This is a genomic window from Methylobacter luteus IMV-B-3098 (assembly GCF_000427625.1).
GTDB lineage: Bacteria > Pseudomonadota > Gammaproteobacteria > Methylococcales > Methylomonadaceae > Methylobacter > Methylobacter luteus.
The window spans coordinates 682,499-705,991 of sequence record NZ_KE386569.1 but is presented as its reverse complement, the minus strand read 5'-3'; the positions used below and the strand labels follow the sequence as shown (position 1 = coordinate 705,991).

Sequence of the window (23,493 nt, the reverse complement as noted above, 5' to 3'; positions counted from 1 at the left end):
TAGACGAGCTTACCAACTCTGATTCTAGTGTTTGCAGTTATATATCCTCCTCTAACACTAAAAAATTGAGTCCGTACACTAAAGCTTAATGCCAACCTCCATATTGTTTGGTTGGATCACCCTTAAAACCTGCCGTCGTGCCTTTACCGCCAGCCGTTTTGCTTTGCGAAATTGCATTGATCGCCGCTCTAGCCATGTTTTCTTTTGTGACGCCACCGAGATCTCGAGCTGAACGTACTACTAATGAAGACATCGGGGTGATATCCTGTTTTACTGCCGAGGAATCGATAACTACTGCTTCCAGTAATTCATCATGTCCGGCAATTTCCAAAAATACCGGATAAGCAGTGTCAGCCGGAATATTCACCGAATATCTGGACTCTCCATTGAGGGCTACCGAGGTTACTGCAGCGCCATTTTTATCCTTAATTATAATCTTACCGCTGGTTATCGGCCCGTCTTTATCTGTGACGATTCCTTCGATACGGGAATAAGTTCCAGTAGCCGGCCCCCTATCATTTGATGACTCACCGCAACCACCTAATAGCAGCAACATTGCAACAATGCCAGATTGAAATATGCTTTTCATTCTTTGCCCTCACTGAACTTTGTCCAACGCAAACGGTTGGCATTGGAAACCACGGTCACGGAGGACATAGCCATCGCTGCACCCGCAATCATCGGATTCAATAAAATTCCGAAGACCGGATACAACAGACCCGCCGCAACCGGAATACTGATTGTATTATAGAAAAAAGCGCCTAGCAGATTCTGTTTTATATTGAGCAAAGTCGCTTTGGACAATTCGATGGCTTCAGGCACTTTCAATAACGAGCCCTGTAAAATAACCACATCAGCGCTTTCAATTGCGACATCGGTGCCGGTACCGATAGCCAGTCCGACATCAGCCTGAGCCAATGCAGGCGCATCATTGATGCCATCACCCACCATGCCGACGATTTCCCCTTGCTGCTGCAATTCTTTCACCACAGCCGCCTTATCTTGCGGCAATACTTGAGCTCTTACCTCAGAAATGCCTGCCTGGCGCGCAATGGCCTGCGCCGTGACTTCATTATCGCCGGTCACCATTAACAGACGCACACCCTGGCTTTTCAGTAGCTGTACAGCTTCTGCCGAATCTGCCTTGATAGGGTCTGACACGGCGATAATGCCGACGATCTTATGATCTACTGCCAGCAACATCGGCGTTTGGCCCAACGCTGAAAGCTTTTCCAGTTTGTTGTTATATCTGGAATATTTAACACCTTTCTGATCCATCAAGGCCTTATTGCCGAAAAGTACGGACTGTTCATTAACTTGCGCCGCTACGCCATGCCCCACAACCGCTTCAAATTTTTTAACTTTTTCCAGCTTGAGCTCTCTATCTTCCGCAGCCGACAAAATGGCTGCCGCCAACGGATGCTCAGAGCCCGCTTCAATACTCGCAGCCCATCGCAGAATGGCCTCATCGCTGTAGTCGCCGATGGCTTCAATGGTCGAAACGACAGGCTTGCCTTCGGTCACGGTGCCGGTCTTATCGAGGACCATACAGGTCAGCTTGCCTGCCGTCTGTAGAGCCTCGCCATTGCGAATCAAAATCCCCGACTGCGCGGCTCGACCGACCGCGACCATGACCGAAATGGGCGTCGCCAGACCCAGCGCGCAAGGACAGGCAATAACCAGAACCGTCATGGACGTCACAAAGGCATAACCCAATGCGGGCTCAGGCCCCCATGCATACCAGATCAAGAAAGTCAGCAGTGAAAGCGCAACCACTGCCGGCACAAAAACGGCTGAAATTTTGTCGGCCAGACGGGCGATTTCGGGTTTACTGCTTTGCGCCTGACGCACGCTTTTAATGATTTGCGCCAATGCAGTATCGCGTCCAATGCGCGTCGCCTTGAACAGAAAGCTGCCGGTCTGATTTATCGTGCCGGCGACAACTTCCGAGCCGGCTGTTTTTTCTACCGGCAGCGGCTCGCCCGTCAACATGGACTCATCAACAGTGGAATGTCCTTCCAGGAGCACGCCGTCCACCGCGATTTTTTCACCGGGCCTCACTCTCAACGTTTCGCCCAACCCCACCTGCTCGATCGGGATATCCATTTCCACGCCATTTCTCAGCACGCGTGCAGTGCGCGGCTGCAAGCCGATCAGTTGACGAATCGCGCCGGAGGTTTTGCCTCTGGCCCGCATTTCCAGCGCGGACCCGAGATTAATAAAGGCCAGAATGACGACAGCGGCTTCAAAGTAGGCATGTTGAGCCAGAGAAGGCAGCGTATCGGAATAGTCAATAATGATCGTGGAATAAAGCCAGGCCGAGCCCGTGCCCAAGGCAATCAGAGTGTCCATATTGGCCTGCCCCAAACGTAGCGACTTGATGGCGCCGCTGAAAAAATGCCCGCCTGAATAAAACAGAATTCCGAAGGTGATCAGCGCGATTTCCGGCCAGAACCACTGCCCGATCGCCGAACCGATTTCCGGCAGCCAACCGAAATGGTCGCCGAGCATGAGCGGCACGCCAAGCACTGCGGCTGCGGACGCTTTCTTCATCAGATTCCGGTAACGTTGCAGTTCCAACTCTTCCTGTTCGGTTATATCTTCGAGCCCTTCCATTACGGCTGCGTCATAACCGGCTCCCCTGACAGCCTGCGTTAAAGCCTCGGGATCGGCGTACCCTTTTACCATCGCTGAGTGATCGGCAAAATTGACACTGACCGATGCCACGCCTTCTACCGCTCCCAAGGCATTCTCAACAGCACTTACGCAGCCTGCACAGCGCATGCCAAGAATTGACAACCGCAATTCTTTCGCTGCCGAATCAGAAATATCTTGCACGCTCATAAATCACCGCCTGATAAAAATGTTTATGCCCTTACAGCAAATCCGCCGCTACTCTACGCTGAAACCCGCATCAGTAATGGCCTCCGTAATCGCATTCAGATCCGTTTTTTCAGCATTATATTCAACGCTGACTTCATTGTCCTTGGCAGATGCTTGAACCGATAATACGCCTTCGACAGTCATCAGCTTATTTGTCACATTCGATTCACAACCGCCGCATTTCATGCCGGCGACAGTTAATGTTACAGATTCAGTCATTTCGCTCTCCTTAAAATAATACTTTTTACCTTTAATATCATACTCGACTGACAACCGATAAGCATGATATAAATTGATCAGACCAATATATTCATTTGCTTTTATATTTACCCTAATAAAACTGGGAATATATTATTTCCGCTAAAAATAAAAGCTTCAAGCCCACTCTATAGCCAGCCGATTTTTTGATTCAAACAATGATTTTTGTGTTCAACAATTCAGAAATTTAGTTTCTTATCTGAAATTAGAAGAAATAAAACGCTAAATTAAGTATGCTGCTGCGGTCGTCCTTATCGAGCGAACCGCCAGCGGTGCAACAAAATGCGTTGATTAGTGCAAAATGTGCCAGCGACTGCCGATTGATCGGTCTTTTTCCCGCCCCGGACAGCACTGAATAAAATGCTTGCCCGCTATCATTGACGTGCGGCATGACTTCGGCCATATTAACGGGCGAACAGCTGGTCGGAGAAATACCGCAATGCGCCATTAACTATATAATTCAGCCATAGCTTTTCGTGATCCAGATCTAAAAATATCGGTGAAAACTTATATTTAAAGCATCAATTGGGCAAAACATATTCTGAGCTATGTCATATTGAGATAAACTGCCCGGCTTCCACCTCTATAAACAACCATGCAATTAAACACAATTACCAACCAAACTATTGCACTTGCCGGCATCGCGCAAACAGCGGCGCTGGTTCAACAACTGGCGACAACCGGCACGGCCGATGCTGTCGCCATGGAAGCCAGCATCGCCAGTATTTTAAAAATTGATTCCAACAGCGTTATCGATATTTATGGCGGCCTGTCTGGCATAAAACTGGGGCTTGAACAACTCAATGAGCAAATGACCGGTTATAAAATTGTCAATCCTGAGCAGGCGCGTTATTCCGCGTCCCTGGTTTTTCTGGAAAAACAACTGTCCAGCCGGCCGGACATGATGAAAACCATACGAAAAGGCGTGGAAAAAGCCCAGATCCAAAGTGAGCATTTCGGTCCAATGCATGAAAATGTGCTGGCCAACCTGGGCGAGATATACCACAGCACGATCAGCACCCTGCAACCGAGAATCATGGTCAATGGTGATCCGGCTTATCTGTCCAGGCCCGATATCGTCAATAAAATACGCGCATTGCTGCTGGCAGGCATTCGCTCAGCCATATTGTGGAAACAATGCGGCGGCACCCGCTGGAAATTTCTGTTTTTCCGCAAAAAAATCCAAACCGAACTGGAAAACCTGCTGAAACAAGTTTAACCGCCAACATGACAACTCTTATAGAAGCCGAGCATCTGCATCGCTATTACGGCAAACATTGTGCAGTCCATGATGTCAGCTTTACCCTGTCCAAAGGCGAGGTTCTGGGTTTTTTAGGACCCAACGGCGCCGGTAAAACCACGACCATGCAGATGCTTTGCGGCAATCTGGCGCCCAGCGCCGGCCAGATCAAAATCAACGGCTATGACCTGCTCGACCAGCCCAAATCGGCCAAACTGAGCCTGGGTTATTTACCCGATACCCCGCCGCTTTACCGCGAACTTAGCGTACAGGAATTCCTACAGTACTGCGCGCAGTTGCACGGCATTCCGCGCAATTCAATTGCGTCCGCCATTAATAAGGCCAAAGAGCGTTGTGGTCTCCATGACGTTGCCGACCGACTGATCACCAATCTGTCGAAAGGTTTTCAGCAGCGGGTCGGTATCGCCCAGGCCATCCTGCACAACCCGGAAGTCATCATACTGGATGAACCGACCGTGGGCCTCGACCCTATCCAGATCCGCGAAATCCGCGCATTGATCCGCGAACTGGGCCAGGATCACGGTATCATTCTGTCCACCCATATTCTGAATGAAGTGCAGGAATCCTGCTCGCATGTGCAAATCATTCATCAGGGACAACTGATTCTGAATGAAACCATTGCCGGGCTTAAGCAGCAAATGAATACAGGCATAGTACGGGTCACTACGCGCCATATCCCTAATGCGGCAGTGCTATTGACGCTGCCCGGTGTAGCATCCATAGACAAAGTAAGCGAACACCAGATCAAAATCCATCACAGCATGACCGACAACACAGTTGAACGAATTGCCGAAGCCATCATAGCCTCAGGATGGGGCTTGCAAGAGCTGACACCGATAAAACAATCGATGGAAGATATCTTTATTACCTTGACCCAAGAGCCGAAACAGGTCGATTTATGATGCTAGCTATTGCCGCGCGTGAGTTTAAAACGCTTTTTCTGTCGCCGATGGCCTGGACGATATTGGCTATCCTGCAATTCATTCTGGCCTTTTTGTTCCTGTCCCAAGTTGAAACTTTCACCATGCTACAGCCCAAGCTGGCCGCTATTGAAGGCGCGCCAGGACTGACCGATGTGGTCGTCACGCCCTTGTTCGGCAACGCGGCCATTATCCTATTGCTGGTAACTCCACTATTGACCATGCGGCTGATTTGCGAGGAACGCCGAAACAAAACCTTGTCATTGCTGCTTTCAGCGCCCGTTTCCAACAGCGACATTATTATCGGCAAATATCTGGGTACGCTCGGCTTGTTGCTATTGATGATCCTGTTGACGGCACTGATGCCGTTATCCTTGCTGGCGGGCGGGGAACTGGATTTCGGCAAACTGTTCGCCAACATGCTGGCGTTATTGCTGCTGGTATCGGCTTTCGTCGCTACCGGCCTGTTCGTATCCTGCCTGGCCGGTCATCCGACCGTCGCTGCCCTGGGCACGTTCGGCCTGCTGATGGTGCTGTGGATTCTGGACTGGACCACGGGCATCGAAGACCAGCGCAGCGAATTGTTTGAATATCTTTCTCTGTTAACGCATTTCCAGAACATTCAAACGGGCCTGATCAGCAGCGTCGATATCATCTATTTTCTGCTGTTTATCAGTACATTCATACTGCTCAGTATCCGCAGGCTCGATAACGACCGGTTACAAAAATGAAGATATCCCAACGCATACATCAGCGGATACGCTTGAAAAACCTGTTTCTGACCCTGACTTTGTTAGTTGCCATCGGCCTGCTGGCCTGGTTAAGTACCCGCTATACGCTGGAAACCGACATAACCGCCAATTCTGGTAACACACTGTCCCCTGCCTCGGTCAAGCTGCTCGCCTCCATGCCGGACAAAATAGCCATCACGGTTTACATGAAATCCGACCAGCCGATACGCAGTCAGATCGCGCAACTGGTCGATCGTTATAAAAGGCATAAACCCGATCTGAGCCTTACTTTTATAGATCCCGACACACAGCCGGAAAAGACGCGCGAGCTGAATATCGGCGCGGCCGGCGCCATTCTGATCGATTATCAGGGCCGTACAGAAAAATTGACCTTTGTCGATGAATCATCATTGACCAATTCCCTGATGCAACTGGCCAATGCCCATGAACGCTGGATCACATTCCTGACCGGCCACGGCGAGCGCTCCGTTGAAGGACAAGCCAATTTTGATCTGGAGCAGTTCGGCAAGGAATTAGCCCGCCGCAAGATCAATGCTCAAACTATCAATCTGGCTACGCTGCCGGCCATTCCCGATAATTCCGCCTTGTTGGTCATAACTGCGCCGGCCGTGCCGCTGCTGCCCAAAGAAATTGAAATCATTAATCACTACATAGAGCAAGGCGGCAATCTGCTTGTGCTGACCGATCCTGATGCCAAGCATCTGGATACGTTGGAACAACGCCTGGGCATACATCGGCTGCCCGGCTCCATCATGGACGACAACACCAAGCTTTACGGTATCACCGATCCGAGTTTTGTCCTTGTGGCGGCATACGCCCAACATGCCATCACGAAAGGCTTTCAAACCACCACAATCTATCCCGCTGCCGCGGCGCTGGCGACGGATGCGGAATCGAACTTCCAGGCGGAAGCCATGCTCAGCAGCGCACAGCAGTCCTGGACAGAAACCGGCTCTATCAGCGGAGAAGTCCGTTTTGATGCCGACGGCGATGAAAAACAAGGTCCGCTGTCCGTAGCTTATGCGTTGACGCGCACTGTCAATGAAAAAACGCAGCAACGCATAGTCGTAGTCGGCGACGGCGACTTTCTGTCCAATGCTTATATCGGCAATGTCGGCAATCTGGACATGGGGCTCAGAATGGTCAACTGGCTGATTCATGATGACCGATTCATCGACATCCCGGCCAAAACCGCTACCGGTAAAAGCCTGCAATTAACGGAAACATCGGTTGCAGTCATCGGCTTTGGCTTTTTGATTGTCATACCTTTATTGCTAACGGGCTCCGGCTTTTTTATCTGGCGCAAACGCAAACAACGATAAAAAACAGATACAAAATCTCAATAGATTGATTAGTAAAACACGAAGCTCACGAACGACTGCATGGGCAAATATTTGCTCTTAGGCATCGCAGGAGCAGTTGCCGGGAAAAATCAAATGAAACTTCGTTCCTCTGCGTTCTTCATGGTTTTATGCTTTAAGTACAATTAATTACCTTTAAATCCTTAGCTTTACTTTCATGCCCGAATTACCCGAAGTTGAAACAACCCGACGCGGCATAGCACCTTATATTGAAGGGAAAACCGTCAGACATGTCATTATCCGCCAGCCCAGATTGCGCTGGCTTGTACCGGAAAACCTCGCGCAGACCTTGACTGGCCTGCGCATACAGGCCGTTTCCAGAAGAGCAAAATACCTGCTGCTTGCAACCGATGCCGGCACGCTGCTGCTGCATTTAGGTATGTCCGGCAGTTTGCGAATCATTTCCAACGGGCAGGCTGCAGGCAAACACGACCATGTCGACTTTATTTTTGCCGACGACATTATCCTGCGCTTCAATGATCCACGCCGGTTTGGCGCGGTGTTATGGACCACGGAACCGGCCGAACAACACCCCTTGATCAAAAGCCTCGGCCCCGAGCCGTTATTGGAAGACTTTAGCGGCGGCCTGCTCCATGAATTGTCCAGAAACAAGAAAATAGCGGTCAAGTCATTCATTATGGACAGCCACATCGTCGTCGGCGTGGGCAACATTTACGCCAATGAAGCCTTATTCATGGCCGGCATACACCCTGCGCGCCGGGCAGGGAAAATCTCCTTGTCCCGTTATCAGAAACTGGCGGAATGTATTCGCGTGATCCTGCATCAAGCCATCGGACAGGGCGGTACGACTTTGCGCGATTTTGTCAATGAAGCCGGAAAACCCGGCTATTTCCAGCAGCAGCTCAATGTCTATGGCCGGGCCGGACTGCCTTGTACCCGCTGCCAACAGATTTTAAAGGAAATCAGGCTGTCCAACCGTTCAACGGTATTTTGCAGTCATTGCCAGCGGTAGCGGCAATCTGCTCAATTAACATTCAAGTTAAGCGGCGGAATTCGAAAAGATCAGTGAAAGCCATCCGAATTCCGCTCACTTCAAATTGATTAAGGGTAATTGTTGCTCACTGAATTCTAGGGAGAATGATGTTATCCAATTTAGGGATGGGGATGGCTTTCAATCCGTAAGCTCCCGGCAGATTATTGTCGTTATCTAACCGGAACGAACCGGCAATACCGTTGATGTCAAATAAGTAGTTACCATGGCTCAACCCGTAAACAGGCAGCGGGATAGTTCGCTCAAATGGCTCAATGACTTCCGCGCATGCAGCAAAAGTTTGCAATGGAACAAGTCCCAGCGCTACATCGAACTGTCCCGCCGGATATTCAACCCCCGGCTCTCCTATATTGAAAAGTTGTTCAAAGCGCTGGCCGACTTGCTCAACTTCATGGCAGGCATTAGGAAGGTAGCCGCTCACCTTTAAAAATATTTGCACAGGACGAGAGGAAATTTTAATTACCTCGACTTTTTCTACTGTCGCCAATCGGGTTTCTGTCATACCCAAGAACGCCCAAGTATCGTCCTCATTTCGCTTGAACATGGCGTCCTGATATTGCCCGACTTGTTCAGGCGTATCAATATGCGGAATTTTTAAAAAATCATCCTGTAAAACGGGATTATCCCCTGCAAAAACAAGATTGATAGGTAATAAAGCTGTCATTATGGTCAAATTTAGACGCATTAGCTGACTCCTGAAATCAAAAGTGAAATGAATAAGCTTGATAAAGAAATTTAAAAGCAGAATAAGAGTATTGAAATAAAAAATTTCAATATAGCTCATCCTGAATCTTATCCTTTTCCTATCTCAATAAACAATATATCCTTTCTTAATAAATACTATTATTTTGAACCGAAGAGCCATTATCCATCCTGTATTTTTCCGTAAAATCAATCTTTTGAGCCCTATGCTGTTACTATAAATTTGCTTTATCCCCATTACCCCTTATAATTGCCGCCTGCTTTCTGGTTCCATCAGGTTTTATGGCTGATGGTTAAACGGGAAGTCGGTAAGGTCATGCCAAAGCCGACGCTGCCCCCGCAACGGTAGATAAGTAAAAGAATCGTTCAAATGCCACTGTGCCATGCATGGGAAGGTGACGATTCAGGCTCGCGCCACTTATAAGCCCGGAGACCGGCCCGAAAGTATCATTCGGTACAGCGGAGGGCTGTCTACGAAAAGACAGCGCATCTCCGTCGTCTTCTTTTGTCCTCCGTTGTAATAACACAACACCTTGATGCGCGGGCGGCGCAGAGGACACATGCAAAAATTCATAGTCAGTTCATTAATATTGGCCGGTTTTAACAGCCCGTTACAGGCTCAGGAAACTCAGGCTGATGATTCACTCAATTTACCCGAAATGGTCGTTACGGCCACACGAACGGAAACGCCGAAAAACCAACTGGCGGCCGCGGCAACGGTCTATACGCGGGCCGATATCGAACGTCTGCAATCCAAAACCCTGCCGGAGCTATTAAGAAACACGACCGGTATCGATATGACGCAAAGCGGTTACGGCCAGAATACCAGCGTCTACATGCGCGGCACCAATTCCGATCATGTGCTGGTTCTGATCGATGGCATTAAAGTCGGTTCGGCAACTTTAGGTACAACGCCGTTTCAGTTTATTCCCATCGACCAGATCGAACGCGTGGAGATCATTAAAGGTCCGCAATCAAGTCTATATGGCTCGGAAGCGATAGGAGGCGTTATCCAGATTTTTACGCGTAAGGGCACTCAGGAAGAAAAGCCCAGTTTCACTCTGGACGCAGGAGGCGGATCATACGATACGCTTAAAGCTTCCGGCACGGTCAGCGGTAAATGGAAGAGCAGCTGGTACAGCCTGGGAGCCTCACATTTCAACTCTCAGGGCTTTAATAACCGTGAGCCGATTCCGGGGCGTTTTGGCTTCGATCAGCCCGACAAGGACGGCTACCACAACACGGGTTTGAATGCGCGGCTCGGCCACCGCTTTGACAATAACGCCGAAGTGGAAGCATTTTTCATGCGCACCGAGGGGAAAACTGAGTACGACGGCAACGCCCAGAATAAAACCAAATTCGTTGATCAGGTTGTCGGCACATCCGCCAGCATCGATCTGATGGATGACTGGCGGTCAACGCTGCGCTTAGGGCAAAGCCGCGACGACAGCGACCAGTTTGCGCCCGATGGCTCATTCGCCAGCCGCTTTAACACGACGCGCTGGAACACCACCTGGCTGAACGATTTCACGTTATCCGACGCTCATCAATTGATTGCCGGCACGGATTATCGTGTCGATGAAGTGGAAAGCACAACATCTTATAAAGAAACATCCCGCTATGATGTCGGCGTATTCACGGAATTACATAGCCGCGTGCTGGACAATCATTTCATTAATGCCTCATTGCGCTGGGATGAAAATGAGGCTTTCGGCGATTATGTTACCGGCAATTTCGGCTGGCGCTATAACTCAGATTATGGCATCAGCCCTTTTGCCAGCTTTGGCAATGCCTTCAAGGCGCCGAGTTTTAACGATCTTTATTTTCCGAATTTCGGCAATCCCGAACTGAAACCGGAAAAGTCGACCTCGTTTGAAGTAGGGCTTGCCGGCGATCATTGGCTGCAATGGGAAGTACGGGCCTACCATACCAATATCGATAATCTGATCACGCCGGTCATGAATCCGGTCACGTTTGATTTCAACGCGGAAAATATCGGCAAGGCACAAATTGACGGCATGGAAGTCGAAATCAGCAAGCAGTGGTTGGGCTGGAACGGCAAACTGGGCCTCGACCTGTTAAGCCCCAAAAACCGCGAAACTAATGCCCGCCTGCCGCGCCGCGCTGAAAAAACCCTGTCGTTTGACCTGTCCAGGTCATTCGGATCGCTTGACGTGGGCACTCATGTACTGGCCCAGGGCGACCGGTTTGATGATGTGCGCAACCAAACCAAGGTAGCCGGTTATGTCACCGTCGACCTGCGGTCAGCCTATCATTTCAATAAAAACTGGATGCTGAGCGCGCAGCTCAATAATCTATTGGATAAAAATTATCAGACAATCAGTACTTATAATACAGCGGATAGGAACTTCTTCCTTGCTATCCATTATAATAACTGACCATAGGCTGGACTTTAATCACTAACCCATTTGGAGATAACAATATGAACATGAAACAATGGCTGCAAGTCGAGTATTTACCTATCCCGCTGATCGCGCTGATGGCGCTGACCCGCTTTCATCATTTCGGCGATGTCCTGCATCTGCCCGACGCATCGCTGGCGGTTTTTTTCTTTGCCGGTTTTTACCGTAAAAAGGCCTTGTTCGTCTTTTTGTTATTGCTGGCGGGTTTGATCGATTATATCGCTATCGCAAACGGCACCAGCAGCTGGTGCGTATCCCCAGCTTACGTATTTTTGATTCCGACCTATGCGGCCATGTGGGCGGCGGGCCGCTACTGTTCGAAATTCAAATCATTGAACGCGTACGAACTGGCTAGTTCTATCGGCCTGATGACGCTGGCCACGTCAGTTGCGTTCATTATCTCGAACGGCAGTTTCTATCTGTTCTCAGGACGTTATACAGACTTGTCATGGGCTCAATACATTGCTCGCGTAATGAAGTATTACCCGCCTTATGTAGGCTCTGCCATGGTTTACGGATTGGCTGTTTACCTGATCATCAAGCTGTTCAAATCAATACCCGACACGCAGGCGGCGCATAAAGAAGTTTAATTTCTTTTGTCACAGAGGGCTTCAAGCCCTCTGTGACAAAATCATTTTCTTACTCGGATGAATCAGCCCACTTCTTTGGCATGATCAACCGACCACAATTTTTCCAGCTGATAAAATTCGCGTGCTTGAGCGGTCATCACATGAACGATGACATCGCCCAGATCCAGCAATACCCAGTCAGAACCCTGACCACCTTCAATGCCCAGCGGTTTTAAACCGCTCTCTTGAACTTTTTCCGATACATATTCGCATAAAGACTGTATATGGCGGTCGGAAGTACCGGTAGCGATAACCATGTAATCGGTAAAACTGGTTTTGCCCCGCACATCTATTGTGGTGATGTATTGCCCTTTGCGTTCATCCAAAACGGTCTGGACAATGTTTAATAACTTATCTGTTTGCATTCAAATTCCTATACTAAATAATTGTGAGAGTTTTATTTCTCATAAAGCGCGTGCTGCCTGATGTATTCTATGACAGCCTCAGGTAATAAAAAACCCGGGCTGTGTTTTTCCGCAATCATTTCTCTAATAGCCGTTGCCGAGATTTCAAGCTGTGTTACCGGCTGAAAAAATAATCTGCCAGCCGGCGCTTGCGTCAGCTCTTTTATCTGGTTAGCCTTTTTGGCCGTAAAATAATCGTCAAGTTCCTGCAGTTTAAATCCGGGCCGCGTCATGACGACTATATGCGCATAATCGAACAACTGCTGCCATTGATGCCAGGTGGTTAAATTTTTAAACGCATCACTGCCGATAAACAGCAGTAACGGTTGCCTGGGGAATTCCAGCCTGAAGGATTCCAGCGTATCGACCATGTAGGACTGGCCTGCTCTGTCCAGCTCTCGGGTATCAATGACAAACCCCGGCTGATTTTTAATGGCCAGCTCCAGCATCCGCACACGCATCAGCGCCGTGGCGGCAGGCTGTTCGCGATGAGGGGGTTGCGCGCTGGGCAGCAAACGGATTTCGGTCAGCCCGAAAATCTCCTTGACTTCCAGCGCCGAGCGCAAATGTCCATAATGAACCGGATCGAATGTACCGCCAAAGATACCGATCATTTATTGTCGGATATGCCCATCGCCAAGCACGATGTATTTCAGAGAGGTCAGCCCCTTCAAGCCGACCGGGCCGCGTGCGTGCAGTTTGTCGGTGCTGATGCCGATCTCCGCGCCCAGGCCATATTCAAAGCCGTCCGCAAAACGTGTCGATGCATTGACCATGACCGAACTGGAATCGACTTCCCTCAGGAAGCGTCTGGCCCGGGTGTAATCTTCCGTGACAATCGCTTCGGTGTGGCCGGAGCTGTATTGGCTGATATGGTCGATGGCCTGATCCAGCCCATCGACAATCCTGATCGATAAAATCGGCGCTAGGTATTCGGTGCGCCAGTCTTCCTCGGTGGCTCTTGTGCACGTCGGAATCAGGGAGCAGGCCTTCAGACAGCCGCGCAATTCTACGCCTTTTTCGCCATATTCATTGGCCAGTATCGGCAGTACTTTCGCGGCAATACCTTCGGCCACCAGCAGTGTTTCCATGGCATTGCATACCCCGTAACGATGGGTCTTGGCATTGACGGCAATTCTGACAGCCTTCTCTATATCGGCTTTGTCATCGATATAAACATGACAAATACCGTCCAGATGCTTGATGACAGGAATCGTGGCATCCCTGGAAATGCGCTCGATCAGACTTTTGCCGCCACGCGGCACAATCACGTCCACATAGCGATCCATCGTAATCAATTCGCCGACGGCCGCGCGGTCCGCCGTCGCGACACATTGCACGGCTTCTACCGGCAAGCCGGCCGCCGCCAGTCCTTTCGCGATACACGCGGCAATCGCCTGATTGGAATGCAGCGCTTCCGAACCGCCGCGTAAAATGCAGGCATTGCCCGATTTAAGGCATAAGGCCGCCGCATCAACGGTTACGTTAGGACGAGACTCGTAAATGATGCCGATCACGCCCAATGGCACGCGCATTTGCCCGACTTGTATGCCGCTGGGCCGATAGCTCAAATCGCTGATTTCACCGACCGGGTCAGGCAAGGCGGCAACCTGTTTCAAACCTTCAATCATCGCCTGAATGCGCGCCGGCGTTAAGGCCAGTCTGTCCAGTGACGCCGCATCCAGACCGTTCTGCTTGCCGGCCTCCAGGTCCTTGGTATTTTCCGCGATCAGCACGTCCTGATCGGCGTCAATGGCTTCTGCAATCTTCGACAATGCCAGATTTTTCTTGCCCGACTCGGTCCGGCTGATTTCTCTGCCGGCTGCTCTGGCTTTAAGGCCGAGACTGCTCATATATTGTTTGATTTCCATGATTCTCTCTCAAACGGACCCAAATTAACCTCCCATTATAAATCGAATCAACAGGCTTTGACAGTAAGCATTATTACTTAGTTTTTTTCTTATATTTCAAAAAGATAAATATAAATTGACTTTCCATCCGTTTCGCAATTACATTCGGAATTGCCAGTTTAGACAAGCATCCGATCCATCTGCCGAACCGGCCGAATCTCCAGTATTGCACCAGAACCCAATAACAATAAAAAACTGAGGAGAAGCTATGAGTCAGTTAAGCGAAGAAGAACGTGAAAAAATCATCAAAAGCTCGCCCGTAGGCACCTGGGCGCTCATGATCATCGTTAGCGCCAGCATGGTTGCTGCCTGGCTGTTTCTCTATTACGGCGTATTTCTGCCGCGTGGCGCTATAAACTAAAGGTGGCCTTATGCATATCGATCCGTTGGAAAAGAAATGGGCCTATGTGATACTGGCCATGGCCGGCCTGTTTGTCCTCATCATCATGATAGATGCGATTTTTCATAGCATAAATCCCCCCAGTAATGTTGAAACCATTAATTCAACCAGCCTCCATCTGAGCGAGGAATTCGCCGAAGACAATCTGGGCGTTCAGGTGGATGACAAAGGCAACATCACGGTCAGGATAGTGGCCGGACGTTATGGTTTCTATCCCAAACAGATTACCGTGCCTTCCGGTACGCCTTTAACGTTCCGATGGGCCAGCATGGATGTCATACACGGCATCCATTTGCCGATGACCAATATGAGCACAATGATCATCCCAGGCTATGTCGCGCAGCTGACGACAAATTTCCCGAAACCCGGCGATTACCCGTTGCTGTGCAATGAATACTGCGGCATGGGTCATGACCACATGTGGAGCAGTGTCAAGGTCGTCGCGAAAGAACACTGGGCCGCACCGGTAAAGACAGCTTCTAAAGGAGACAGCAGCCATGAATGATACTGAAGAAAAAAAACTGGCGTTAAGCCATATGTGGATTGCTTTTGGAGCATTCCTTATCGCCTCTTTCATGGGCGCCTACCAAGTCCTGGAGCGCAGCGGTTTCCTGCCAGCCATTGAATCGAGCCGGGTTTATTTTGCTTCGATGAGCAGCCACGGCGTACTGATGGCTTATGTCTTAACGGTATTTTTTATACCCGGTTTCGGCTACTACACAGCCACGACCAGCCTGAAGCAGCCGGTATGGAATATAAAACTGGCCTGGGCCGGATTCGGCGTTTCCCTGTTGGGCACAGTTCTGGCGGCCATACCGCTGCTGACGGGAGCAGCTTCCGTACTCTATACCTTTTACCCGCCGATAATGGCGCATTCGCTGTTTTATATCGGCGCAACCCTGTTGCTCGCCGGATCCTGGGTCTGGTGCGTGATCATGATTGTCATGATGGGCCAGTGGAAGCAGGCCAACCCCGGCCAGCCTGTGCCTCTGGCCATGTTTGCAACCGTGTCCAACGCCGTATTATGGCTGTGGACCAGCGTCGGGGTTGCGGCCGAAGTCCTGTTTCAATTGATTCCGCTGGCTTTTGGCTGGATGGATACCCTTGACCCCGGCCTGGCGCGTACGCTGTTTGCCTGGACCTTGCATCCCATTGTTTATTTCTGGCTGATCCCCGCCTACACGGCCTTTTATGTGTTTGTGCCCAAGCAGGCGGGCAGCTACATACTGAGCGATGAACTGGCCAGAGTTTCCTTTATTGTGCTGATCGTCTTCAGCCTACCGATTGGCTTCCATCATCTGTACATGGATCCGGAACAGGCCAAAGGCTGGAAGTTATTGCACGGCATCGCCACCTTTGTCGTGACCCTGCCGACACTGCTGACCGGCTTTGCCGTAACTGCCTCGCTGGAAATAGCCGGCAGACTGCGCGGCGGCAAGGGCCTGTTCGGCTGGATAGGCACCCTGCCCTGGCGTAATCCCATGGTGCTGGCCATGATTCTGGGCCTACTGATGCTGATGCTGGGCGGCTTCGGCGGCATCGTGAACGCCAGCTATGCCATGAACGCCATGATTCACAATACGGCTTGGGTACCTGCCCACTTCCACCTGATCTTTGCCGGCACGACCGTGATCATGTACTTTGCTATCGCCTACTATCTCTGGCCGATACTGACAGGCAAGCCGCTGTTTTCGCAGAACATGGCCTTGCTGCAACTATGGATCTGGTTTATCGGCATGACCGTCCTGTCAACCGCCTGGCATATCCTGGGCCTGTTAGGTCAGCCCCGGCGCATTTCCAGCGTTCAATACAATGACCCGCTCACACTGGCCTGGGATACGTTTGAGCTGGTCATGATAGTGGGCGGCCTGATGATGCTGGGATCGGCCTGCCTGTTTGTCTACAATCTGGCGAAGACCCAGTTAAATACAACCACTGAAGTTTATAAAGGCGAAGTCGAATATGCCGAACCGATTTATCCGGTCACTCGCTTGCCCGAGTTTCTGAATGACTTCAAAATCTGGCACTGGGTCATTGCCGCCTTCATGTTTATCAGTTTCGGCTACCCTATTCTCCAGTTCTTCATTATAGAAACGTTCGGCTCAAGCGCATGGGGGTACTAATTATGAATAAAATGATTCAAACAGTAGTGCTGGGACTTTTTACTGCAAGCCTTGCGCATGCTGAGCCCTCCTCCCAGGTTGCCTGGACACCTGATAAGCTGAATTTCATAAAACAGGCCAACAGCAAGAGCGGTAAGGAATTGGCCGCGCAATGCGCCGGCTGCCATGGCGACAACGGCGTCAGCCCCTCACCGGACTTTCCCTCTTTGGCTGGCCAACTGGCGACCTACACCTATAAACAGTTACAGGATTATAAAAACGGTCAGCGCACTCACACGCTCATGACGTCAATAGCGGCGGGATTAAGTGACCAGGACATGGCCGATATGGCCGCCTGGTACAGTTCTCTGCCGCCGCCCAGAAATAAAGCCGACAAGAAAGATCTGGAAATTGCCGAGCGGCTGGTTTTTGAAGGCGATGGCAGGCGCACGCTGCCGCCGTGTTACACCTGTCATGGCTCAAAAGGACAAGGCGAGAAAATGGATATACCGGCCCTGGCAGGGCAACAGGCCGAATATTTCACAGCCACGCTCATAGCCTATAGAAATAGCGAACGCCACAACGACATCTACAGCCGTATGCGCATACTCAGCCAGCAATTAAGTGATGCAGAAATACAAGAGCTTGCTCAATATTATCAGCAATTACAGTAATGGTGAGACCATGAACCCATTCCATGCAGGTCTTTTAACCACTGTGCTGGCTGCCAGCCTATCGGTCATGCCGGTTCTCGCCCAGGAAGCGCCCAAAACAGGCAATAGTAAAACCTTTAAGGCTAATGAGCAAAAGCCGAAGCACGATTACAACATCACAATCAATTATGAACTGGGCATGCACTGTACCGGCTTTGATTTTTCGTATTGTTGTGTTTTGCCGCCTTACAACTCCATACAAAGCCAGGTCATCAAAACATCCGGAGCCCCGAATCAATTCCCTCGCCTACTGGCCGCCGACCCAAACGATCCAACCGTTCTGGTCGATGGCGACAAGCGCATGAAGCTTGAATACGGCCATATCGACAACACGTTTTCAGAAGGCACCAAACTGGCTTACTGGAACATACCGTACGACGTTAACCACGACGGCAAATACGGCAATAATGAAAATGTCGCTAACGCTTATTTCACGCATCTGTATGTCTACAAGGGATTAAAAGGCGATAATCCCGGCAAAACCAGCAAGGACAGCGAAAAGCAGCGGATCGGCATCGAGATTCCGATCCCTCGCGACATGGGCCCAGCCGGCGCGGCAGCGCCGAGCCCCATGAGAGGCGGACACCTGCATTACACGGGCGATGACGGCACCGTTGTTTATACCAAATCGCCGGTACTCGACAATGTGCCCATTATGCTGACTGATCCGGGTATATGGGATGCGCTTGGCCTGCCGCTGACGCCTTTCTATGACGAAATGATGAAAAAAAGCCCGCTTGAAATCGTGGAAAGCGATATCCGGCCTTATCAGGAAGCCTGGGTAGGACTGGTCGATGCCAAAACCAATCAGCCTATTATCGACAGCCATTCCGGCAAGCCCGTGAAATTCATCGGTACTAATCCGATCGATGTACCTAACTGCGCCAACTGTCATGCCAATGAAAACGCCAATGGCGATACATTTACTTTATATAAGCAGGAGAAAGCATTCTGGAAAGGCTTGGGCGCCAGTGATTACATGGCCGACTTAAAGGCCACATCCATTTCCATTTTACAGATCCACGATGCCCGCCACGGCACCCAGTTTACGGCTAAATACAATCCAGCCAGCCGTGACACGCAAAACCGTCTTGGCGCCGATCCGGTTTTATGCCAGCAATGTCATGCCGATAATGTCATAGGCGTGCTGCAATCGAAAGGCGTCGCCGAAGTCATTTCCGGCGGCCAGAAAATTGAAGGCGACACGCCGATCATGCCACTATCAGAGGCCTTGCATCGGCTCCATCAAACCATTCGTCCCATGCCCGATTCACACGGACGCACCGGCACTTGCGCCGGCTGTCATCCATCGCACCGGCAGGACGGTTCCATGGACGGCTATGCCATCACGCCGGACGGCCAGAATTTTTATGCCTCATCCGATAATCGCGACTCCAAAGGCGGGTGCTTTGCCAGCCGCGATGTCCATTCCAATCCCAACAAGGATGAAGACGGCGCCGGTACACCCGAGCATCTGAATGAAATCGGCAAATGGATACAGACCAATGTCTCTAAAATCGGTACCGGTGAAGGCGGCAACGGCGTCTGGTGCACCAACTGCCATAATCAGCTCTCCAGAGAACTGTATCAACGCGATGATTTGGAAAATGCCTTTAAACAAACCGGCAAAACCATCCGCAATCAATCACTGGATGAAATCGCCAAAGCGATAGGCGTCGACCGCAGAACACTGGAAGAGCAATACCTTGATCCTAAAGTAGTGCCTGATAAGGACGGCCATGATACGCCTGATAAATCCGGCATCCTGAAAAACTGGGCCAAAGATCACATGGTGCCCGATATTGCCGTCATTGCCACGAAAGACGGCAAGCCATTAGTGACTAAGGATGAAGACGGCGATGTCAATGTCTCGATATTATCGGCCAATCCGTCGGTAAAAATGTCCAAACTGACTGTACCGGATGACGCAAACGGTGTCACAGCAGTATCTTATGATGCGGCATCACATGGCCGTGACTACTGGCTGTCACCGGGCGAGCCGCATTGCGCGGACTGCCATGCACCACCCTATGTCGAAGGCCAGGGCGGTGCGGCTTTCCCTATCAATCAGCCCGGCAAATACAGCCTGATGCGCTACTCGAAAGGACATGCCGGCATTGCCTGTCAGTCCTGCCATGAATCTATCCATGGCTTATATCCGGTAACGCCGGTAGTTGACCCCACAACCTATAAACAGGCACCGCAATACAATCCGGACGGCAGCCATGGCCCGCTGTTGTGCGCCACCTGTCACCAAACAAACAAGTATGGCGTGCCGGTTGTCGCGGAAGCACTCACCTGGAACGGCAAGAAAATCAAGGATGACCTGGATGCGGCGATCAGCTGGATACATGCCAATGCGCCTGATTTGGGTGGTAAAAATCCCAAATAGCCGCGATAGGCCGGCAGGAAATTTCCTGCCGGCCTATCGCGCATACGATGAGACAGTTTTTATGCCTATAAAAAAGATCAGCCTGCTATTCTGGCTTTCCTGCGCAATCTGCGGCACCGCCGTTGCCGACACCGTACTGGTCAAAGTCGGCAACGGCCAGGTTACCGAGCAACAGCTGGAAAAAGCCATGAGTGCAGCACCTTTTGCCAGTCAATTCCCATCCATGGACGAAAAAGACCAGGCCTATCTGCGCGGCGATATGCTGATGCGTCTGGCCAGATCGGAAGCGCTTCACCAGGAAGCCGTCGCTTTGGGCAAAACCGAAACCCAGCCCTACCGGCAGGAAATGAGTAATTTTCGCACGTCTTTGCTGGCGCAACGTTATCTGACGCATCTGCGCGAGCAAGTCAGCGTTCCTGCTGCCTTGGAAAGCCGACTGAAAGGCGATTTAAAAAGCAGCAGCGATGCGCTCATTGCGGCCCGCGCCTCGTATGTTGCTCAGCAATTCAAGGATTTGAAGGAAAAACGCATAGCCGAGCTTAAACAGCAAGCCCGGATCAAAACTTATTTCGAGCGCCTGAATAAAGATATAAAAGCCGATACAGTACTGGCGGAAACTGCCGATTACACCATCAGATATGCTGACCTGATGCCGACGCAGGGCAGTATTAACGCAGATCCTCAACAGATCAAAGACAAGGTCAACGAGTGGCTTGAGTTGCTGGTTCTGGCGCGTGCGGCAGTTGCCGAAGGCATCGACGTCGAGGGGCAAATGGCCGATTACGGGCATTATCTGAGCGCAAAAATGCTATTGGCGGACCAGGAACGGCAATGGATACCCGACGACAAGGCGCTGCTTGATTATTTCCGGCAACATCCGAATATCGGCTACATACCCGAACGCCGGCAAATCGGCCAGCTTGTGGCGGCATCCAAAGAACAGGCCGAAGCATTGCGCCAGCGCATACTGGCAGGTGAAAGCCTTTTTAAACTGGCGGCTGAGTACAGCATCGACCCTTACGGCCGCGAGCATGCCGGCGATATGGGCTGGCTACAGGAAGGCAGTGGTTTCGATGCGATCGAACAGGTCCTGAAAAAACTGCCTGACAATCAGGTCAGCGATCTTATTCAGACACCGAAAGGCTGGCATCTGGTTATGATAGTGGACCGCAAGCCTGCCGAGCATAAAGAATTTGCGGCGATAAAAGATAGAGTCAGGCAAGCCCTGATCGCCGAAAAAATGACGGCTTATCTTGAGCGGGTTATGGCCAGGCATCCGCTGGAATGGCAGATACAGGATCATATTTAATGCTTGAGTCCGCCCGATTATTCAAGCAGCGGTTTTACGATCGTCTCGAACGCCTCGTCATTGAATACGCCGATTTGCCTGAAGACCAGCCGGCCTTCACGATCAATGATAACGGTAAAGGGCAGAACAGCCGACGGGTCGCCCCATTGATTCAGCAACGCATAGTGCTGCTCGGGGCCGGTGCGTAAGATTGGATAATTAATACCCAGGGTACGGGCATAGTTGCGTAATTTTTGCGTCTCATCGAGACCGATGCCAATAATCTGCAGCCCCTGCCCTGCATAGTGCTGCTGGTATTTCATAAAGTACGGAATTTCAATCTGGCAGGGCCCGCACCAGGTTGCCCAAAAGTTCAGCATGATGACTTTGCCGCGCCACTCATACAGATTATGCTCTTTTCCATTGAGGTCATTCAGGATTAAGGCCGGTAGAGCCCAGGCTTTGTTTACCGGCTTGGCATTTTCGGCCTGTGCGGCGGTAACAGGCATGGAAAAACTTATATAACCTGACAGCACCGCGGCAATGCCTATGCACGATTTTAGAGACAATTTATCTTTTTTAGCGAATTCAATCATAATGTTATGACTACAGTTTGATAATTTAAGACAAGGGAGAGCAGAGTTGATAGACTATATTAATAAATTCTAATATACTAAATCATATCCAGGCTGATTTTTCCGACCGCAAATAACAACAAAAAAACGGCACACACTATGTTTGATCTATCAAAATGCGCTACCGTCTTATTATTAAGCAGCATAGGCTTTTCCGCCACGGCAGACGCCGAAAACAGCACCCACTATACACTCGAACAGGCCGTCAATTACGCGCTGGACAACAACCCGAGCCTGCAGGTCATGCATGAGCGCATTGCGCAGGCCGAAGCCCAGGTGGGAGAAGCGCTGGCCAGTTTTTATCCGCAAGTCAAAACGCGGCTGTCCTATGAACATTCCGACAACCCTGCCCGCGCGTTCAGCATGATTATCGCGCAGCGACGGCTGGATTTCAGCGGCACCGACTTCAACCATCCGGGCGGTGTCGACAATTATCGCCCCGAAGTAATCGCCACCTATTCACTCTTTAACGGCGGCCAGGATTATCAAAACAAACTAGCCGCCGAGCTGGGCGTGGACGCGGCCGCACTCCAGGAATCGGCGACGCGCAACCAGCTGATCCAATCGGTCACCTCGGCCTTTTACGGTGTGCTGGCCGCCAGAGAAGCGCATAAAGTAGCCCAGCGCTCCATTGACGCAGTAAAAAGCGAGCTGGAGCAAAGCCGCACTCGCTTTGACGCCGGAACCGTACTTAAATCCGATGTGTTATCACTGGAAGTGCAATTGGCCGAAGCCCAGGATGCCGAAATCCAGGCCGCCAATGCCATAGAACTGGCTCAAAGCGGACTTAAAACCCTGATGGGCATCAATGCCAGTGATCCATTCGGTATCGCCGAGACTTCGGCCTGGCAGCCGCCGCAACTCGACAAGACTTTTGAAACCCTGCTAGCTCAAGCTATCGCGCAACGCCCCGAATCGGAAGCCGCCCAAAAACAGATTGAAATTGCCGAGCGCAAACTCAGCTCCGCCAAAGGCGCTCACCTGCCCAGAGCCGATGCCTATGTCAGCTACGGTTCCGACAGCAAGAATCTCGATTACTCGACCAGTCGCGACAATGTCACGGCCGGCGTCCAGGTCGAACTGGACGTCTTCTCCGGTTTCCGCACCAGCGAGAACGTGAAAAAAGCCGAAAGACAACTTGCGGAAGCGCAAAAAATCGCCCGGAAAATACAGCTTGATATCGAGAATGACGTAAAAACCGCCTACCTAAAGCTTCAGGAAGCATTGGATCGGGTCAACGTAACAACCGTTTCGGTCGCATCCGCCGAAGAAGCCTTCCGCCTCGTCAGCGAGCAGCGCCAGGCCGACGTCGTCACCGTCACGCGCTATATTGAAAGCGAAGTCGCGCGCGACAGGGCCAACTCGCGCGTCATCGCCGCCCGTTACGATGCCCTGCAGGCGGAGGCCGAACTCAATAAAGCGTTAGGTAATTGGAAATAAAGGAATCT

The 23,493-nt window shown here is 50.8% G+C and carries 23 protein-coding genes and 1 riboswitch; of the genes, 14 read left to right on the top strand and 9 right to left on the bottom strand.

Annotated elements, in window-relative coordinates; translation table 11 throughout:
* Positions 1 to 85: 85 nt before the first annotated feature.
* The 4 genes from METLU_RS0105140 to METLU_RS0105125 form a co-directional block, all read right to left on the bottom strand.
* Positions 86 to 589, bottom strand: a complete 504-nt coding sequence (locus tag METLU_RS0105140) for a hypothetical protein (RefSeq protein WP_027157297.1) — start codon at positions 587 to 589, stop codon at positions 86 to 88.
* Complete coding sequence (locus METLU_RS0105135) at positions 586 to 2,844, bottom strand: heavy metal translocating P-type ATPase (protein ID WP_036242860.1); 2,259 nt, start codon at positions 2,842 to 2,844, stop codon at positions 586 to 588. The genes METLU_RS0105140 and METLU_RS0105135 overlap by 4 nt, the downstream gene beginning before the upstream one ends.
* A gap of 48 nt (positions 2,845 to 2,892) precedes the next feature.
* Positions 2,893 to 3,102: a heavy-metal-associated domain-containing protein gene (locus tag METLU_RS0105130; protein WP_027157295.1), complete on the bottom strand. Its 210-nt coding sequence runs from the start codon at positions 3,100 to 3,102 to the stop codon at positions 2,893 to 2,895.
* Between the two features lie 244 nt (positions 3,103 to 3,346).
* Complete coding sequence (locus tag METLU_RS0105125) at positions 3,347 to 3,544, bottom strand: hypothetical protein (protein ID WP_155920452.1); 198 nt, start codon at positions 3,542 to 3,544, stop codon at positions 3,347 to 3,349.
* 192 nt (positions 3,545 to 3,736) lie between these two features.
* On the opposite strand from METLU_RS0105125, the gene hflD reads away from it, so the two are divergent.
* From hflD to mutM, 5 genes are all read left to right on the top strand, one after another.
* Positions 3,737 to 4,360 carry a high frequency lysogenization protein HflD gene (gene hflD / locus METLU_RS0105120; RefSeq protein ID WP_027157293.1) on the top strand — a complete coding sequence of 208 codons (624 nt, stop codon included), beginning with the start codon at positions 3,737 to 3,739 and terminating at the stop codon, positions 4,358 to 4,360.
* Positions 4,361 to 4,368: 8 nt separating this feature from the next.
* On the top strand, positions 4,369 to 5,304 hold the full coding sequence (locus METLU_RS0105115; protein ID WP_027157292.1) for an ABC transporter ATP-binding protein: 936 nt from the start codon (positions 4,369 to 4,371) through the stop codon (positions 5,302 to 5,304).
* Positions 5,301 to 6,053: an ABC transporter permease subunit gene (locus tag METLU_RS0105110; protein WP_027157291.1), complete on the top strand. Its 753-nt coding sequence runs from the start codon at positions 5,301 to 5,303 to the stop codon at positions 6,051 to 6,053. Before METLU_RS0105115 ends, METLU_RS0105110 begins: the two co-directional genes overlap by 4 nt.
* Positions 6,050 to 7,396 carry a GldG family protein gene (locus METLU_RS0105105; protein WP_027157290.1) on the top strand — a complete coding sequence of 449 codons (1,347 nt, stop codon included), beginning with the start codon at positions 6,050 to 6,052 and terminating at the stop codon, positions 7,394 to 7,396. Before METLU_RS0105110 ends, METLU_RS0105105 begins: the two co-directional genes overlap by 4 nt.
* A gap of 196 nt (positions 7,397 to 7,592) precedes the next feature.
* Positions 7,593 to 8,408 carry a bifunctional DNA-formamidopyrimidine glycosylase/DNA-(apurinic or apyrimidinic site) lyase gene (gene mutM, locus METLU_RS0105100; RefSeq protein WP_027157289.1) on the top strand — a complete coding sequence of 272 codons (816 nt, stop codon included), beginning with the start codon at positions 7,593 to 7,595 and terminating at the stop codon, positions 8,406 to 8,408.
* 106 nt (positions 8,409 to 8,514) lie between these two features.
* Here the strand turns inward: mutM and METLU_RS0105095 are convergent, their stop codons facing one another.
* Entirely contained in the window at positions 8,515 to 9,231 is a 717-nt protein-coding gene (locus tag METLU_RS0105095; RefSeq protein WP_027157288.1) for a hypothetical protein, read from the bottom strand.
* Between the two features lie 166 nt (positions 9,232 to 9,397).
* Positions 9,398 to 9,605: riboswitch (cobalamin riboswitch) on the top strand.
* A gap of 104 nt (positions 9,606 to 9,709) precedes the next feature.
* Between METLU_RS0105095 and METLU_RS0105085 the strand changes: the two genes are divergently transcribed.
* A complete protein-coding gene (locus METLU_RS0105085) occupies positions 9,710 to 11,548 on the top strand; it encodes a TonB-dependent receptor domain-containing protein (protein ID WP_027157287.1) in 1,839 nt (612 codons plus the stop codon).
* 44 nt (positions 11,549 to 11,592) lie between these two features.
* Positions 11,593 to 12,162, top strand: coding sequence for a hypothetical protein (locus tag METLU_RS0105080; protein ID WP_027157286.1), 570 nt, complete (start codon positions 11,593 to 11,595; stop codon positions 12,160 to 12,162).
* A 62-nt stretch (positions 12,163 to 12,224) separates the two neighbouring features.
* On the opposite strand, the gene rsfS is transcribed toward METLU_RS0105080, so the two are convergent.
* From rsfS to METLU_RS0105065, 3 genes are read right to left on the bottom strand one after another with little or no spacing between them, the layout of a single operon-like run.
* Positions 12,225 to 12,566 (bottom strand): ribosome silencing factor, encoded by a 342-nt coding sequence (gene rsfS / locus METLU_RS0105075; protein WP_027157285.1) that lies wholly within the window; start codon positions 12,564 to 12,566, stop codon positions 12,225 to 12,227.
* Between the two features lie 32 nt (positions 12,567 to 12,598).
* A complete protein-coding gene (nadD, locus tag METLU_RS0105070; protein ID WP_027157284.1) occupies positions 12,599 to 13,219 on the bottom strand; it encodes a nicotinate-nucleotide adenylyltransferase in 621 nt (206 codons plus the stop codon).
* Positions 13,220 to 14,476: a glutamate-5-semialdehyde dehydrogenase gene (locus tag METLU_RS0105065; RefSeq protein ID WP_027157283.1), complete on the bottom strand. Its 1,257-nt coding sequence runs from the start codon at positions 14,474 to 14,476 to the stop codon at positions 13,220 to 13,222.
* A 247-nt stretch (positions 14,477 to 14,723) separates the two neighbouring features.
* On the opposite strand from METLU_RS0105065, the gene METLU_RS28260 reads away from it, so the two are divergent.
* The 6 genes from METLU_RS28260 (at position 14,724) to METLU_RS24530 (ending at position 21,431) form a co-directional block, all read left to right on the top strand.
* Positions 14,724 to 14,876 (top strand): hypothetical protein, encoded by a 153-nt coding sequence (locus tag METLU_RS28260; RefSeq protein ID WP_027157282.1) that lies wholly within the window; start codon positions 14,724 to 14,726, stop codon positions 14,874 to 14,876.
* Positions 14,877 to 14,886: 10 nt separating this feature from the next.
* Entirely contained in the window at positions 14,887 to 15,420 is a 534-nt protein-coding gene (locus METLU_RS0105055; RefSeq protein WP_027157281.1) for a cupredoxin domain-containing protein, read from the top strand.
* Positions 15,413 to 17,038, top strand: a complete 1,626-nt coding sequence (locus tag METLU_RS0105050) for a cbb3-type cytochrome c oxidase subunit I (protein ID WP_027157280.1) — start codon at positions 15,413 to 15,415, stop codon at positions 17,036 to 17,038. Before METLU_RS0105055 ends, METLU_RS0105050 begins: the two co-directional genes overlap by 8 nt.
* Before the next feature lie 2 nt (positions 17,039 to 17,040).
* Positions 17,041 to 17,691 (top strand): c-type cytochrome, encoded by a 651-nt coding sequence (locus tag METLU_RS0105045; protein WP_027157279.1) that lies wholly within the window; start codon positions 17,041 to 17,043, stop codon positions 17,689 to 17,691.
* Positions 17,645 to 20,122 carry a cytochrome c3 family protein gene (locus METLU_RS0105040; protein WP_231383550.1) on the top strand — a complete coding sequence of 826 codons (2,478 nt, stop codon included), beginning with the start codon at positions 17,645 to 17,647 and terminating at the stop codon, positions 20,120 to 20,122. Before METLU_RS0105045 ends, METLU_RS0105040 begins: the two co-directional genes overlap by 47 nt.
* Before the next feature lie 61 nt (positions 20,123 to 20,183).
* Complete coding sequence (locus METLU_RS24530; RefSeq protein WP_196806499.1) at positions 20,184 to 21,431, top strand: peptidylprolyl isomerase; 1,248 nt, start codon at positions 20,184 to 20,186, stop codon at positions 21,429 to 21,431.
* Positions 21,432 to 21,448: 17 nt separating this feature from the next.
* Here METLU_RS24530 and METLU_RS0105030 read toward each other — a convergent pair whose 3' ends face one another.
* Complete coding sequence (locus METLU_RS0105030; protein WP_036242858.1) at positions 21,449 to 22,006, bottom strand: TlpA family protein disulfide reductase; 558 nt, start codon at positions 22,004 to 22,006, stop codon at positions 21,449 to 21,451.
* 138 nt (positions 22,007 to 22,144) lie between these two features.
* Between METLU_RS0105030 and METLU_RS0105025 the strand changes: the two genes are divergently transcribed.
* Entirely contained in the window at positions 22,145 to 23,485 is a 1,341-nt protein-coding gene (locus tag METLU_RS0105025; RefSeq protein ID WP_027157276.1) for a TolC family protein, read from the top strand.
* The last annotated feature ends 8 nt before the right edge of the window (positions 23,486 to 23,493 follow it).

Bases quoted from the DNA above. Each gene is read 5' to 3' on its own strand.
- METLU_RS0105140 (WP_027157297.1), bottom strand. From the start codon at position 589: ATGAAAAGCATATTTCAATCTGGCATTGTTGCAATGTTGCTGCTATTA.
- METLU_RS0105135 (WP_036242860.1), bottom strand. From the start codon at position 2,844: ATGAGCGTGCAAGATATTTCTGATTCGGCAGCGAAAGAATTGCGGTTG.
- METLU_RS0105130 (WP_027157295.1), bottom strand. From the start codon at position 3,102: ATGACTGAATCTGTAACATTAACTGTCGCCGGCATGAAATGCGGCGGT.
- METLU_RS0105125 (WP_155920452.1), bottom strand. From the start codon at position 3,544: ATGGCCGAAGTCATGCCGCACGTCAATGATAGCGGGCAAGCATTTTAT.
- hflD (WP_027157293.1), top strand. From the start codon at position 3,737: ATGCAATTAAACACAATTACCAACCAAACTATTGCACTTGCCGGCATC.
- METLU_RS0105115 (WP_027157292.1), top strand. From the start codon at position 4,369: ATGACAACTCTTATAGAAGCCGAGCATCTGCATCGCTATTACGGCAAA.
- METLU_RS0105110 (WP_027157291.1), top strand. From the start codon at position 5,301: ATGATGCTAGCTATTGCCGCGCGTGAGTTTAAAACGCTTTTTCTGTCG.
- METLU_RS0105105 (WP_027157290.1), top strand. From the start codon at position 6,050: ATGAAGATATCCCAACGCATACATCAGCGGATACGCTTGAAAAACCTG.
- mutM (WP_027157289.1), top strand. From the start codon at position 7,593: ATGCCCGAATTACCCGAAGTTGAAACAACCCGACGCGGCATAGCACCT.
- METLU_RS0105095 (WP_027157288.1), bottom strand. From the start codon at position 9,231: ATGAGCTATATTGAAATTTTTTATTTCAATACTCTTATTCTGCTTTTA.
- METLU_RS0105085 (WP_027157287.1), top strand. From the start codon at position 9,710: ATGCAAAAATTCATAGTCAGTTCATTAATATTGGCCGGTTTTAACAGC.
- METLU_RS0105080 (WP_027157286.1), top strand. From the start codon at position 11,593: ATGAACATGAAACAATGGCTGCAAGTCGAGTATTTACCTATCCCGCTG.
- rsfS (WP_027157285.1), bottom strand. From the start codon at position 12,566: ATGCAAACAGATAAGTTATTAAACATTGTCCAGACCGTTTTGGATGAA.
- nadD (WP_027157284.1), bottom strand. From the start codon at position 13,219: ATGATCGGTATCTTTGGCGGTACATTCGATCCGGTTCATTATGGACAT.
- METLU_RS0105065 (WP_027157283.1), bottom strand. From the start codon at position 14,476: ATGGAAATCAAACAATATATGAGCAGTCTCGGCCTTAAAGCCAGAGCA.
- METLU_RS28260 (WP_027157282.1), top strand. From the start codon at position 14,724: ATGAGTCAGTTAAGCGAAGAAGAACGTGAAAAAATCATCAAAAGCTCG.
- METLU_RS0105055 (WP_027157281.1), top strand. From the start codon at position 14,887: ATGCATATCGATCCGTTGGAAAAGAAATGGGCCTATGTGATACTGGCC.
- METLU_RS0105050 (WP_027157280.1), top strand. From the start codon at position 15,413: ATGAATGATACTGAAGAAAAAAAACTGGCGTTAAGCCATATGTGGATT.
- METLU_RS0105045 (WP_027157279.1), top strand. From the start codon at position 17,041: ATGAATAAAATGATTCAAACAGTAGTGCTGGGACTTTTTACTGCAAGC.
- METLU_RS0105040 (WP_231383550.1), top strand. From the start codon at position 17,645: ATGCAGAAATACAAGAGCTTGCTCAATATTATCAGCAATTACAGTAAT.
- METLU_RS24530 (WP_196806499.1), top strand. From the start codon at position 20,184: ATGCCTATAAAAAAGATCAGCCTGCTATTCTGGCTTTCCTGCGCAATC.
- METLU_RS0105030 (WP_036242858.1), bottom strand. From the start codon at position 22,006: ATGATTGAATTCGCTAAAAAAGATAAATTGTCTCTAAAATCGTGCATA.
- METLU_RS0105025 (WP_027157276.1), top strand. From the start codon at position 22,145: ATGTTTGATCTATCAAAATGCGCTACCGTCTTATTATTAAGCAGCATA.